Source organism: Sediminibacterium sp. FW305-C-61 (genome assembly GCF_058231065.1).
Genome location: NZ_JBIQXR010000004.1, coordinates 56,975 through 71,156, shown reverse-complemented (window position 1 = coordinate 71,156; position 14,182 = coordinate 56,975). Strand labels below are relative to the sequence as shown.

Annotated in this window: 14 protein-coding genes; 8 read left to right on the top strand and 6 right to left on the bottom strand. The window is 40.4% G+C overall.

The window, feature by feature from the left end; all coding sequences use genetic code 11:
• Positions 1 to 49 precede the first annotated feature (49 nt).
• The gene (gene pckA / locus ACH30E_RS11425; RefSeq protein ID WP_490824924.1) at positions 50 to 1,642 is read right to left on the bottom strand and encodes a phosphoenolpyruvate carboxykinase (ATP); all 1,593 of its coding nucleotides are present in this window, start codon (positions 1,640 to 1,642) and stop codon (positions 50 to 52) included.
• A gap of 271 nt (positions 1,643 to 1,913) precedes the next feature.
• On the opposite strand from pckA, the gene ACH30E_RS11420 reads away from it, so the two are divergent.
• Together ACH30E_RS11420 and ACH30E_RS11415 are read left to right on the top strand one after the other, a co-directional pair.
• Positions 1,914 to 3,326, top strand: coding sequence for an FAD-binding oxidoreductase (locus tag ACH30E_RS11420; RefSeq protein ID WP_294990648.1), 1,413 nt, complete (start codon positions 1,914 to 1,916; stop codon positions 3,324 to 3,326).
• Positions 3,327 to 3,355: 29 nt separating this feature from the next.
• Positions 3,356 to 3,952 carry a hypothetical protein gene (locus tag ACH30E_RS11415; RefSeq protein ID WP_490824922.1) on the top strand — a complete coding sequence of 199 codons (597 nt, stop codon included), beginning with the start codon at positions 3,356 to 3,358 and terminating at the stop codon, positions 3,950 to 3,952.
• Here ACH30E_RS11415 and ACH30E_RS11410 read toward each other — a convergent pair.
• Complete coding sequence (locus tag ACH30E_RS11410) at positions 3,933 to 4,472, bottom strand: LOG family protein (protein WP_490824920.1); 540 nt, start codon at positions 4,470 to 4,472, stop codon at positions 3,933 to 3,935. The genes ACH30E_RS11415 and ACH30E_RS11410 overlap by 20 nt on opposite strands.
• Before the next feature lie 163 nt (positions 4,473 to 4,635).
• Here ACH30E_RS11410 and ACH30E_RS11405 point away from each other — a divergent pair, with 163 nt between their 5' ends.
• Positions 4,636 to 6,084 (top strand): sodium:solute symporter, encoded by a 1,449-nt coding sequence (locus ACH30E_RS11405; RefSeq protein WP_490824919.1) that lies wholly within the window; start codon positions 4,636 to 4,638, stop codon positions 6,082 to 6,084.
• Between the two features lie 155 nt (positions 6,085 to 6,239).
• Here ACH30E_RS11405 and ACH30E_RS11400 read toward each other — a convergent pair whose 3' ends face one another.
• Genes ACH30E_RS11400 through ACH30E_RS11390 form a run of 3 tightly spaced genes read right to left on the bottom strand, consistent with a single transcriptional unit; the run spans position 6,240 to position 8,302 of the window.
• A complete protein-coding gene (locus tag ACH30E_RS11400) occupies positions 6,240 to 6,596 on the bottom strand; it encodes a hypothetical protein (RefSeq protein WP_490824918.1) in 357 nt (118 codons plus the stop codon).
• A gap of 9 nt (positions 6,597 to 6,605) precedes the next feature.
• Entirely contained in the window at positions 6,606 to 6,851 is a 246-nt protein-coding gene (locus tag ACH30E_RS11395) for a hypothetical protein (RefSeq protein WP_490824917.1), read from the bottom strand.
• Positions 6,852 to 6,865: 14 nt separating this feature from the next.
• Positions 6,866 to 8,302, bottom strand: a complete 1,437-nt coding sequence (locus tag ACH30E_RS11390) for an NADP-dependent isocitrate dehydrogenase (protein WP_490824916.1) — start codon at positions 8,300 to 8,302, stop codon at positions 6,866 to 6,868.
• Between the two features lie 94 nt (positions 8,303 to 8,396).
• On the opposite strand from ACH30E_RS11390, the gene ACH30E_RS11385 reads away from it, so the two are divergent.
• Positions 8,397 to 9,314 (top strand): LysR family transcriptional regulator, encoded by a 918-nt coding sequence (locus ACH30E_RS11385; protein WP_294990667.1) that lies wholly within the window; start codon positions 8,397 to 8,399, stop codon positions 9,312 to 9,314.
• On the opposite strand, the gene ACH30E_RS11380 is transcribed toward ACH30E_RS11385, so the two are convergent.
• Positions 9,311 to 9,586 carry a hypothetical protein gene (locus ACH30E_RS11380; protein WP_490824914.1) on the bottom strand — a complete coding sequence of 92 codons (276 nt, stop codon included), beginning with the start codon at positions 9,584 to 9,586 and terminating at the stop codon, positions 9,311 to 9,313. The genes ACH30E_RS11385 and ACH30E_RS11380 overlap by 4 nt on opposite strands.
• Before the next feature lie 230 nt (positions 9,587 to 9,816).
• Between ACH30E_RS11380 and ACH30E_RS11375 the strand changes: the two genes are divergently transcribed.
• The 4 genes from ACH30E_RS11375 to ACH30E_RS11360 all read left to right on the top strand — a co-directional run bounded on the left by ACH30E_RS11375 (position 9,817) and on the right by ACH30E_RS11360 (position 14,139).
• Positions 9,817 to 10,470, top strand: a complete 654-nt coding sequence (locus ACH30E_RS11375) for an O-methyltransferase (RefSeq protein ID WP_490824912.1) — start codon at positions 9,817 to 9,819, stop codon at positions 10,468 to 10,470.
• A gap of 79 nt (positions 10,471 to 10,549) precedes the next feature.
• A complete protein-coding gene (locus tag ACH30E_RS11370; protein ID WP_490824910.1) occupies positions 10,550 to 11,752 on the top strand; it encodes a glucosaminidase domain-containing protein in 1,203 nt (400 codons plus the stop codon).
• Between the two features lie 6 nt (positions 11,753 to 11,758).
• Complete coding sequence (gene hpt, locus ACH30E_RS11365; protein ID WP_294990678.1) at positions 11,759 to 12,301, top strand: hypoxanthine phosphoribosyltransferase; 543 nt, start codon at positions 11,759 to 11,761, stop codon at positions 12,299 to 12,301.
• Between the two features lie 74 nt (positions 12,302 to 12,375).
• A complete protein-coding gene (locus ACH30E_RS11360; protein ID WP_490824909.1) occupies positions 12,376 to 14,139 on the top strand; it encodes a vWA domain-containing protein in 1,764 nt (587 codons plus the stop codon).
• The last annotated feature ends 43 nt before the right edge of the window (positions 14,140 to 14,182 follow it).

The following is a 14,182-nucleotide window of genomic DNA, read 5'->3' as shown; positions in this document are numbered from 1 at the left end:
AGCAATCGAAGAGACCAAGTTGATATCGCCTAAGGCGATATATAATCAGTTAAACATTAGGGGCTGCCTGCAAAATTTCTTCGCTAACACCAGCAGCGTATTTTGAAAAATTATTAATGAACTGTTGTGCCAGATCTTTTGCCTTTTCATCATAAGCATCTTTATCTGCCCAGGTATTTCTTGGGTTTAATATTTCCTCAGGTGCTCCAGGACAAGTTTTTGGCATCATCATTCCGAAAATCGGATGTGCTTCAAATGCTACATTATCCAGCTCACCTTTTAATGCAGCAGTAATCATTGCACGTGTATAACTTAGTTTCATCCTGCTTCCAACTCCATAGGAACCACCGCTCCATCCGGTATTAATCATCCAAACATTTACATCATGCTCACGCATTTTTTGTCCAAGCATCTCTGCATATTTACCAGGATGTAATGGCAGGAATGGTGCACCAAAGCAGGCACTAAAGGTTGATTTCGGTTCGGTTACACCAGCCTCCGTACCCGCAACCTTAGCAGTATACCCACTGATGAACTGGTACATAGCCTGACCAGGTGTTAAGCGGCTGATGGGAGGAAATACCCCATAAGCATCGCAGGTAAGGAAAAATATATTCTTAGGTAACCCTCCAATACTTGGCGAAGCAGCATTGCTGATAAAATGCAATGGATAACTTACCCTGGTATTTTCCGTAATTTTTTTACTAGAAAAATCAATCTGGTTTGTACCTGCTACAAATCCAATATTCTCCACCAGTGCACCCGGACGAATCGCATGAAATATTTCCGGCTCTTTATCTTCACTTAAATCAATGGTCTTGGCATAACACCCACCTTCAAAATTAAAGACACTATTGGCTGTCCACCCATGCTCATCATCTCCAATCAGTTTACGATTAGGATCTGCACTTAAGGTAGTTTTGCCAGTACCACTAAGCCCAAAGAAAATGGCAACATCACCAGCTTCACCCATATTGGCACTGCAATGCATGCTCAATACATTCTTTTCCTGTGGCAATACATAATTGAGAATAGTAAAGATACCCTTCTTCATTTCACCTGTATAGCCAGTACCGCCGATGAGAATGGTTTTATGGGTAAAAGAAACAATCGCAAAATTATGTTGTCTGGTTCCGTCAACAGCAGGATCCGCTTTAAAACCGGGTGCCTGTATGATATGCCATTCAGGCGCAAATTGATCCAGTTCCTGCTCCGTTGGACGAAGGAACATATTGTAAGCAAATAAATTGCTCCAGGGGTTTTCATTAATCACACGAATATTTACCCGGTAAGCAGGGTCCGCACAGGCATAAGCATCTCTGATCCAAAGATCTTCCCTGCCATTCAGGTACTGTAACATTTTATCCCTGAGCTGAAAGAAATATTTTTCTTCAATCGGAATATTAAAATTATTCCAGTGAACCGTATCAGCCGTAATAACATCTTTTACGATGAATTTGTCTTGCGGCGAACGACCGGTAAATTCTCCCGTTTCAATACACAAGGCACCCGTATCATTTAACGTGCCTTGACTGCGAAGCAAGGTTTGCTCGGTTAACAGTTCCGGACTTAATTGATAATGAACATTTTGCATTGGTTTTAATCCCAACGCAACTAATTGCTGAAGATTTAGCTGGGTCATAGATTCAATCATATACGAACAATCGTTAGTTAGTAAGGCAAAAATACTGGATAAACCTATTCCCAAAATATTTTATGTAAGTTCTACACGTTGCTATTTCTTAAGCTTATCGTTAAAATTTTGATGGATATTCAAAAAACAGAACAACCCTTCCTAAAATGCCTAAATGTCTGCTGCTAAAATTGAAGTTTTTATAAAAATTTCTTCTAAAAACGCAAAATCCTGCACTTGTCTCCCCTCCAACAAGTATTTTTACCAAAATTATTAGTGTATGTCGGCAGCGGGAACCCTTAGTAAGGAACATATCCAGCAATTCAAAACAATATTGGGCGATGCATATGTATTGGCAGATGAAGAAAACCTGAACCATTACGGGCACGATGAAACCGAGCATTTATTATACCTGCCGGAAGTAGTGATAAAACCACGTACTGCTGAGGAAATTTCGGCTATCATGAAAATCTGTAATAAAGACCTCATTCCGGTAACCCCAAGAGGAGCCGGAACTGGTTTAAGTGGCGGTGCACTGCCACACTTAGGAGGTGTATTATTATCTACAGAGAGAATGAACAGTATACTTTCTATTGATGAACGTAACCTGCAGGTAATAACAGAGCCAGGCGTAATTACAGAAGTATTGCAAAATGCTGTGAAAGAAAAGGGCCTTTTTTACCCTCCTGATCCGAGTAGCAGAGGCAGTTGTTTTATTGGTGGAAATATTGCCGAAAACAGTGGCGGACCTAAAGCTGTAAAATATGGCGTGGTAAAAGATTATGTACTAAACCTCGAAGTTGTATTACCTAATGGAGAAATCATCTGGACCGGCGCCAATGTATTGAAAAACTCTACTGGTTATAACCTTACACAACTGGTAGTGGGTAGTGAGGGTACACTTGGCATTGTTACCAAAATTGTACTCAAGCTAATTCCTTTTCCAAAATATGATTTACTGATGCTGGTTCCTTTTGCTTCATTGGAAAAAGCAAGTGAAGCAGTAAGTGCCATATTCAGAGCGGGTTTTGTGCCTAGTGCATTGGAACTGGTGGAGATTGATGCTTTGAAAATTGTCAGCAAAATGGTTGACAGTACAGCCGTGCCTGTAGACGACAGTATTGCAGCCCACCTGATTATCGAAGTAGATGGCAATAATATGGAGGTATTGATGAGTGAGATGGAATCGATTGCTGAATTACTTACTGGCTTTGAAGCAGGCGAGGTATTTTTTGCCGATGATGCACAACAGAAAGCAGAGCTCTGGAAATTACGCCGCCGTGTTGCCGAAGCAGTAAAAACAAGTGGTTATACAATTGAAGAAGATACGGTTGTGCCAAGGGCCGAATTACCTGCTTTGATAAAAGGAGTAAAAGCACTCGGCAAACAATATGGCTTTCATGCGGTTTGTTATGGTCATGCAGGAGATGGTAATTTACATATCCGCATCAACCACCCTACTATTAAAAACAGCCATGGTAACGCTGAAATGACTGAAGCCCTGAGAGCATTATTTGAACTGGTGAAAAGTTTGGGAGGCACCATCAGCGGGGAGCATGGCATTGGTCTTATTCAGAAGCCTTATATGACAACAGTATTCCGCGATGCTAATCTGTTCATTATGCGCGAAATAAAGAAAGCATTTGACCCTAACAATATTTTAAATGCGGGTAAAATATTCGATCTCAAATGAAACGTACATTTGCATAAACACCAGTGACTATGAAAAAAAGCGTTTTATCGACTTTTCTAATATTGTTTACCACCATTCTGTTTGCACAGCAATCTGAAACAGATGATCAGCCAAAGGGTTTTAAGCGTGAAAATATGTTTTTTGGATCTAGCTTAAACCTTTCGCTTGGCAATCGCTTTTTTAATATTGGTGTAAACCCGGAACTGGGTTATAGTTTGAACAAATGGCTCGATGCAGGTGTATCGTTAAACATTAACTATTTCTCACAAAATGCATCGGATTTCAGCAACACCCGTTTTCGCAATTTCAATTATGGTGCCGGTACTTTTTTCCGCATCTGGCCGGTAAATTTCTTACACCTGCAAGTGCAACCGGAATACAACTGGATTAATTCTTCTCAAAAGAATGTGATTACCAATCAAACAGCCCGTTATAACTATAATGCAGAAAGCCTGCTTGTAGGTATTGGTTATGGTAACAGGGTTGTTGGTGGACAATACTCCTATGTTACCCTGATGATTGATGTGCTGCAAAATATCAATTCACCGTACCGTGATCAGTTCAATGATCCTTTGCCTGTTTTCAGGGCGGGATTTGGCATGTACCTTAACCGAAAAAAGCGATAGCTTCTTCGGCTGAAGCTGCCACGATTAGGCGGTCTTGCCAGTTTTCATATAAAAAACCTTCCTGTGCCATCTGCTCAATATGTGCCACAAGATACTGATAATATCCTGCTGTATTCAGCAGGATAATTTTTTTATTGTGGATATTAAGCGTATTCCAGGTAAGCATTTCAAACAATTCATCAAGTGTACCATTTCCCCCTGGTAATACAATCGCAGCGTCACACAATTCATACATCATCTTCTTGCGGATATGCATGTCTTTTACAACATGTAATTCAGTAATGCCTTCATGCTGATGCTCCCATTCTAATAATATTTCGGGTATCACGCCTATTACTTTTCCTCCATGATCCATCACACCATTAGCCACTGCTCCCATTAGTCCCTTATTCCCTCCACCGTATATAAGTATGATACCTGATTCAGCAATCAGCTTTCCCAAGCGACTGGCATCAGCCTGAAAAAGTGGGTTATTTCCATTCTTTGAACCGCAAAAAACTGCAATACGCTTTAACTGCATTAAGGTCAATTTATGGCGCAATGTAAGCAGCTTTAAGATTACAAGCTAAATTAGACGGTGTAAAAATTGTAAAGTTTTCGGTTTAAAATCCCGCAATAAACCGCAAAGTACCCCTATCTTTACCCTGAACGATTGATATTTCGCTACTAAATAATCTACTATTATGTCGCCATTACTCCTGTTCTCTTTTGTAATACTGTATTTCCTTATTCTGCTTGTAGTAGCCTGGTATACAGGTAAAAACAGTAATAATGAATCTTTCTTTATTGGGAACAGAAACAGTAATTGGATGCTGGTTGCCTTCGGTATGATTGGCACTTCTCTAAGCGGTGTAACTTTTGTAAGTGTACCTGGTGCCGTAGCCAAAGAATCATTCGCCTACATGCAAATTACCCTTGGCTACCTTATTGGTTATATGGTGATTGCTTTTGTATTACTTCCACTCTATTATAAACTTAACCTTACTTCCATTTATAATTACCTGAGTTCAAGGCTTGGGTTTGCTTCCTATAAAACAGGTGCTTCTTTTTTCATTCTATCACGTACACTGGGCGCCACAGCTCGTTTGTACCTGGTAGTGCGCATATTACAGGATGCTATCCTCGAAAGCTTTCATGTACCTTTCTGGGCAACCACCCTTATTATATTGCTGATGATTTTATTGTACACTTATGAAGGTGGGGTGAAAACCATTGTTTGGACCGACACTTTACAAACTTCCTGTATGCTGATTGGTCTGGTTATTTGTGTGGTCTATATACTGAGTCAACTCAATATGGGTATCGGTGAGAGCTTTGCGGCCATGGGCGATAAAGGTTATTCCAAAATTTTCTTTACCGAACCTGAAAGCCGTTTTTTCTTTTTGAAACAAATTCTTGCTGGTGCGTTTGTTACCATTACCATGACTGGTATGGATCAGGAAATGATGCAGAAAAATATTTCGGTTAAGACACTGAAAGATTCACAAAAAAATGTGGTTACGCTTGGCTTTATCATGCTGGCAGTAATAGGATTGTTCCTGTTCCTGGGTGGTTTATTGCACCTCTATGCAGATGCCCAGGGTATTGCAGCAACTGGCGATAAACTGTTCCCTACCATTGCATTGCAACACATGCCAAAAATGGTTTCGGTAATTTTTATCATAGCACTGATATCTGCCCTTTTCCCAAGTGCTGATGGAGCTATCACCGCTTTAACTTCTTCTTTCTGTATTGATATTATCGGACTACAGCGTCGTAACGACTGGACCGATGCGCAAAAGAAAAAAATAAGACAACGTGTTCACCTGGTGTTTGCCGGCATTTTCTTACTCTTTGTAATGGTATACAAATGGATCGATAGCAGCAGTATGATCGGCGTAATACTTAAAGTGGCTGCTTATACCTACGGTCCATTACTCGGCCTATTCACCTTTGGCATATTGATGAAACGAGCGGTAAACGATAAGCTTGTTCCGTTAATATGTATTGCTTCTCCGTTACTCTGTCTCCTGGTAGATAAATTCCAGAAACAACTCTTCGGTTCTTTTGAGATCGGATTAGAACTCCTGATCATCAACGGACTAATTACCTTCCTGGGATTATTATTGATTTCACGAAGAAGCAATGGTTAGAGGGGTTAGGAGTTAGGTATTAGGTGTTAGGTTTTAGGTAGTGGGTTTTAGGTACTGGGTACTGGGTACTGGGTATTTTAAATTAGTCTTTAAAAAATAACACTAACGCCTAACACCTAACACCTAATACCTAGCACCTAGTACCCAGCACCCCACTACCAAAGCTGAATTAAATCTGCTTCAGTATTTACAGAGGTCTTTGGAACTTCATCTGTTGGCTCGGGCGATTTCATTTTATCACCTGCTGAAAGCTGAACCATCGACTCCATAACAACCATATTACCTCCTGCTTCCATGGCAGAGAGGTAGTCTTTAATCATTTCCCTGCTTTGTTCAAGCTCGAGCAATCTTTTACTTGATGATGGATCTGCTTTACCGAAACGTTCCTCTGCGCTGAAGTTCTTCATGCGATGGAAGTTGATTTTGTTGTTGAGTATTGCAAACAATACTTCTTTTGCTTCGGCTGGTGTAAACTCGCCTTTGATTAGCACTATATTTTCTGTGTTTTTCATATTGATTATTTAAGCTATCCCGATTCCAGATTCGATGTTTATGGTTTGATCCACAGACATCAGTTGTGTCCTGAGTTCATGAAACTCATGTTGCAATTGTTTGATTCTTTTTTCACGCATCTTGATATCTTCTTCCTTCTCGCTTCCTTTGATTTTATTTTCATGGTACTTGATTTTCACATGTACCATCTGCGAGATAAGTTCAAGTGCTTCTGACTTATCGAAACTGCCTTTGATTAATTGTAATTGTACCATATTATTGATTTTGTTTATTGCCCCTGTCCAAGTGAATAAGCTTGTTTACCATTAAAAGTGTAGAGGTTTTCGGTTTTAATGGTATCGATTCCATGCGCTTCTGCTTTTTCCAATAGCTCGATGATTTGCTGCTTAGTTACACCGGCAGCATTAGCTGGTTTAAAGCGGCATCTCCAATGGTCGGTGCAGAATGTTTCATCAAAACCTTCCGGCCATACTTTAATACCTCTGTTTGTAATCATAGATAATTCAACACCGTGTACTTCTACCTGCTTAATCTTCGCAGCAAGATCATCGGCTTTGTACCCATCCCAGTGAACGAAGAGGTCTACGCCAACCAGTTCTTTTTTAGAAGGTGTTTTACGTGTATACTTTGGCAGGTTTAATACAGCCTGTTCATTGTATTCAACTGCTTTCAGTTGAACAGGTTTCTGACCGAGGTTAGCAATCACAGCCTGTGCAAATTCCTTTGTACCCACTTGTTGCTTACTTACCCCTTCTTTGAAGATGTCGTAGGTATGAATACCATCTTCTATTGTTTTCAACCAGGCATTCTGAACTTTTTCAGCGATTGCTGGCTGACCGATATGATTCAACATCATTATCGCACCTTGCAATAAACCTGATGGATTGGCGGCATTCTGTCCTGCTCTCCTGGGTGCAGAGCCGTGGATTGCCTCAAACATAGCGCATGATTCTCCGATGTTAGCAGAGCCAGCAAGTCCAACAGAACCCGTAATCTGTGCGGCAACATCAGATAGTACATCTCCATATAAGTTCGGCATAACAATCACATCGAAATATTCTGGTGTGTCGGCTACTTTTGCAGCGCCTATATCGATGATCCAGTGCTCGTTTTCTATTTCGGGGTATTCCTTCGCAATTTCATCGAATACCTGGTGAAACAAACCATCTGTTTGTTTCATGATATTGTCTTTGGTAAAACAGGTTACTTTTTTGCGACCATACTGTTTTGCATATTCAAAAGCATAACGTACAATTTTCTCACACCCTGGTCTGCTGATCAGTTTTAAACACTGAACTACTTCATCCGTTTGCTGGTGCTCGATACCAGCGTAAAGGTCCTCTTCATTTTCGCGGATGATCACGATGTCCATTTTTGGATGTTTTGTTTTCACATAGGGGTGAAGACTCATACATGGACGCACATTTGCATAAAGACCCAGGAACTTACGGGTGGTTACATTCAAACTTTTATACCCGCCTCCCTGTGGCGTAGTAATCGGGGCTTTCAGGAAAACTTTATTCCTGCGAATGGTATCCCATGCTTCTTTGGCGATACCAGCATTATTTCCGGCCAGGTACACTTTCTCGCCTACTTCAATTTCATCGATTTCAATCTGTGCACCGGCTGCCATGAGAATTTCCAGCGTAGCGTCCATAATTTCAGGACCAATTCCATCTCCTTTTGCAATTGTGATTCTTGTCATACTTGATTGGTTTTTGTGATTGATGACGCAAAAATGAGCGGAACTGATTATATATTATTATTTATCTTTACAATATTATCCATAAATTATTTTTATGAATTATACGCTCAACCAATTGCAGATATTCCTGAAAGTGGCGCAAACACAAAGTGTTACAAAGGCTGCAGAAGAACTATACCTTACACAACCTGCGGTCTCCATTCAGCTAAAAAATTTTCAGGATCAGTTTGATATACCACTTACCGAAGTAGTAGGCAGGAAATTATACGTAACAGATTTTGGAAAAGAAATTGCCAGTGCTGCCGAGGCTATACTTAATGAAGTAAATGCCATCAATTATAAGACACAGGCCTATCAGGGACAGATTTCAGGCAGGCTTAAAATTTCTGTTGTTTCAACAGGCAAATATGTGATGCCTTATTTCCTGACCGGATTTATGAAACAACATCCAGGCGTAGACCTACTAATGGATGTAACCAATAAAGCAAAAGTGATTGAAAGTCTTGACAGAAATGAGGTCGACTTTTCACTGGTTTCCATCATCCCCGACACCCTTCAATTAAACAGAATCGAATTATTACCCAATAAACTATATCTAGTAGGTGCCCGTGGTTCTAAGATAAATGCCAAAGGCCCCGTAAAAAAAATATTCGAAGAACTGCCATTGATTTTCAGGGAAAATGGTTCTGGCACAAGGCAAACCATGGAAAGATTTATCGAAAAACACCACCTCATTTTTCGTAAAAAAATGGAACTTACTTCAAATGAAGCTGTAAAGCAGGCTGTGCTCGCTGGACTGGGTTACTCTATAATGCCCCTGATCGGTATTAAGAATGAGTTGAAGAATGGAGATATGAAAATCATCCCCGTAAAAGGCCTGCCCATTCAAACGGCCTGGCAACTCATCTGGCTAAAAGGGAAAAAATTATCACCAGTTGCTACTGCTTTTCTGGCTTATATAAACAAGGAAAAGACTGCCATCACTAAACAATTCTTTCCGCAGGTAGATTAAGCCTCTTTCTTTACCTCACCCCATACAAACTCCTCAATATCATCAAAAAGACTGCGGGTTCTTGTTTTACCCTTAGACACGGCCTCGTACTTATTAGTGAGGTCAAATGCAAGCTGATACATTTCTTCACTGGCCGTTTGGTCAACCACTTCGGCAAAACTTTTTGGCTGTTCCGCTTCCTCTAAGGAACGGATATAACACAACACTTCTACTACTTCAAAATGCGTTTTTTGCCATGAATCAAATCCATTTGGAAATTCAGGTAGTGACATGTCATTTATATTTTAAATAGATGAATGTAAATACAGGGGTTAGGGGTTAGGTATTAGGTGTTAGGTATTAGGGTGCGGTACCAGACGCTGCAATGTCTTCCTAACACCTAACACCTAACCCCTAACCCCTAACACCTTACTCTAAACCCAAACTACACCTTTTCTATGGCAGTAAAAAGCTAAAATCTGCCGCCTTCTACCCTTCAGATGGGTTTTCGTATCTTTGTAATATGAATACCCCCCTGATTATTTCCCCCGAAGCAGAGGCTTATGCACAGGCATTTACCGCTTCGGAAGAGGGACTCTTACAGGAGATTGCCGCCTTCACCCAAAAGGAACATCCGCTGGCCCATATGCTTAGCGGACAGGTACAGGGGAAATTTTTATCCTTTCTGAGCACTATTATGCGCCCAAAGTACGTTTTAGAGATAGGTACATTTACAGGGTATAGCGCACTTTGTCTGGCAGAAGGACTTACACCAGACGGAGAATTGCATACACTGGAGTGTCGGGAGGAGGATGCCAGCACAGCGCGGAATTATTTTAGCAAAAGCAATAGAAACCATCAGATAAATTTGCACATCGGTAATGCGGCGGAAATAATACCCCGTTTACCTTACGAATGGGACCTCGTTTTTATCGACGCCGATAAAACAGGGTATATCGGGTACTATGAACAAATAGTTCCGAAACTCAGTAAAAATGGAATCATTTTGGCAGATAATGTCCTGTTTCATGGACAAGTATTGGAAGACCCCATTAGCGGGAAAAATGCCAAAGCCATTCACGCATTTAATGAACATGTGCGTAATGACGAAAGAACAGAACAGGTATTATTAACTATCAGAGACGGTTTGTTAATGATAAAAAAGAAAGAAGCCTGAAAAAACGCTGAACATTACTTGCTTGAACAGGAAATGTTTGCGGACAAATTTGATGCAACAAAAACCAGGGAAAAGAACAATGAAAAAATGGATATTATTGATCACAGTTTATGCTTCTATGCAAACAATGGTTTTTGCACAGGATCTAACTGTGAAAGAAAAAACAGAAGCATATATCAATAGCTATAAAGACCTGGCTATCGAAGAAATGCTTCGGACTGGCGTACCCGCTTCTATTAAACTGGCGCAGGGTATACTTGAGTCTAAATTTGGTGAAAGTCCACTTGCCAAAAATGCCAACAACCATTTTGGTATAAAATGTAAAACTGAATGGACAGGTGATAAAACTTACCAGGATGACGATGCAAAAGGAGAATGCTTTAGGGTTTATCCATCAGTTGAACAATCGTATAAAGACCATTCAGATTTTCTTAAAAACAGGCCTCATTACGCCTTCCTCTTTAAACTGGAACCAACAGATATTACCGGATGGGCTTATGGACTAAAACGCGCTGGTTATGCCACCAGTTCTACCTATCCGGAGAAACTACTTAGGGTTATTGAGGATTATAAGTTACACCAATACACGATGCTGGCACTGGCCATCAGAGATAACAGGAATGCACCTATTCCACAGCAATCAACCACTATAACTGCGGAACCTGCCAAACCTGCCCCTGCTGAGCTGAAGCCTGCAGAAATAAAAGAAAAGGAAGACAAAGCTCTGACAGATAAAGCAAGCGAAATAAAAACGACGGAAGAAGTTAAAGCAAAAGAACCAGTTAAAGTTACTCCTGCACAAACAGCTAGCGAGGTAACCCCAGAAGCTACTGATGATACCGTTGTTACAGAGAAAAATACACCTACGGTTGCTGATAAAAAATCATCACCCTATCCGGAAGGCGTATTCACCATTAATCATACCAAAGCCATCTATGCAAAAGAAGGTACTTCCTTACTGGCACTCGCACATAGGTATGATATCAGTCTAAGCAAATTATTCGACTTTAATGAATTACCAGAAAGCGATATCCTTGAAACGGATCAATTGCTTTTCATTGAGAAGAAACAAAAAAGAGGTGCTTCTGATATCCATGAAGTGGCTCCGGGTGAAACCTTACATGCCATAGGACAGAAAGAAGGTATTCGATTGGAAAGCCTGATGGAGTACAATAAACTCAAAAAAGACAGTCAAATCAGTGCAGGTCAAAAACTATACCTGCGTTCACCTGCTGAGATAAAAAATGCAGCACCGAAAGCAAAAACAAAAAATACAAAATAATTCCGCATGAATGTGATCACTGTTCACGATAAAGAATTTGTTCCCTATTTACCTGAAGATTTGATACGTGAAAAAGTTAAGGAGCTGGCTGCTTTACTCGACAAAGACTATGCCGGTAAAAAGCCTTTATTTATTGCTATCCTTAACGGATCATTCATGTTCGCAGCAGATCTTTTTAAAGAACTGAGCATTGAAGCGGAAATCTGTTTTATTAAACTCGCTTCTTATAAGGGCACTAAATCAACCGGACAAGTTATTACTGCAATAGGTTTAGATACTGAAATCAATAACCGTCATGTTGTTATCCTTGAAGATATTATCGATACAGGTAAAACCATGAGCGAGTTTCTGCCCCAGCTCTTCAACCAGCAACCGCTTTCACTTAAAGTAGCTGTACTCTTGCACAAGCCAGATGCAATGAAATACCCCATCAATATCGATTATTGTTGTTTTACCATCCCTAACAGGTTTGTATTAGGGTATGGACTAGACTATGACGGCCTCGGTAGAAATATCAAAGAAATTTACCAGCTTAAGACCGAAGCATAACAAGGCTTTAACGGATTCTATATACAAAGGCCGCCTATTAAGCGTTATATTGTAGTAGAAACCCCTTTTGCCAAATGCGTACCCCCATTTGGATATTATCATGCTGCCTATTTGCCATTCAGCTACCCGTAGCTGCGCAATACTATTTGCGTGGGGAAGTAAGAAACGAATTTGGAACCTTACTCGATGGTGTAAAAATAAAACTGAAGTCTAAACCAGGACAAGTATTTACAACAGGGCATAGCGGGGCATTTGGTATTTCCATTAAACAACAGAACGACTCCATTAATCTGTCTTTCGAGGGTTATGAAACACTTAATCTTTTTGCTGGAAGTAAGTCGTACCTGCATATAACACTCAAAACAATACCAGGTACACTTAAACTGTATAAAAACAATCGCTCTTCAATTGTTACCAATGCGGTAAATGGTGATAACACCCCTTATTCATCTCTTGGCGAGAGTTACAGCAACCTGGTTGAAAATGAGTTTATAACTGCCGCCACTTTTCCGGAAACCGGTTTTTCTCTCAACATCGACAATGCGGCTTACAGCAATGTAAGAAGGTTTATTTCAAACCAAATGTTTGTTCCCAAAGATGCGGTCAGGATTGAAGAGATGCTTAACTATTTCAGCCTGCCTATTCCAGAACAACAGCACTCTACCGATAAAACACAATTCCGTTTTAATTATAAACATACCAGTTGCCCATGGAATAAAAACAATCAATTATTATTCCTTCAACTTGAAGCACCGAGTTTACCACTTGATGACATCCCTCCTTCCAATCTCGTTTTCCTGATAGATATTTCCGGCTCAATGGATAAACCTAACAGGCTTCCATTATTGCAATCGGCATTTAAAATGCTGGTCAATAATTTGCGTGATTGTGATACGGTAACCATTGCCACTTATGGTGGCGGTGTTGGCATTGTACTCCCTCCTACTGGTGGCGCACATAAAGCGCACATGCGAAATATCATTGATTCTCTTACTGCAGGAGGCGATACCCCTGGTTCTGGTGCCATTCAGCTTGCTTACAAATTGGCAAAAGATCAGTTTATACCCAATGGTAACAACCGTGTTATCCTTGCTACAGATGGGGATTTCAACGTTGGTCAATCGTCGGAAAAAGAATTGGAAGATTTAATCATCCGCTACCAGCAATCAGGCATTTACCTTACTTGTTTGGGTGTTGGAATGGGCAACTATAAAGACAGTAAACTAGAATCACTCTCCAAAAAAGGCAACGGCAATTTTGCTTATATTGACCAAATAAGGGAAGCAGAAAAAGTATTGGTGAAAGAATTTACCAAAACCATTTTTGCGGTAGCGGATGATGCTGCAATAAATGTTCGGTTTAACAATGCAACAGTGCATCAGTACAGACTTATTGGTTTCGATAATAAAAAATCGGCCCTTGAAGACAGCAGCAGTATACTGGAAGGTGGAGAAATAGGAAGTGGCCATACAATCACCGCGATCTTCGAATTATGCCCCGCAAAAGATAGTGCAGCTTCTGCTCAACAACTGCTGGCATCGCTAGAGCTCAGATATAAAAAAACAGGATCGAATGAGCTGATTCGCCAAATATTCTCTTGCCATTACCAGCCTGTTGATATTACACAAACCGACAGCACTTACCGCTTTGCTGCTTCAGTTGCGATGTTTGGCTCAGTCTTACGAGATTCCCACTTTACTAAGGATTATATGTTGGAAGATGTATTAACGCTTGCCAAATCCGGCATACAAAAAAACAATGTTTTGCAGAACGAATTTGGCAAGCTATTAGAACAGGCGATACAGTTGTATAATCCTTCGAAGAAAAAAAGGAAATAGCTTTTTGGCTTTTAGCTATTAGCCTTTAGCCATTAGCAGTTGG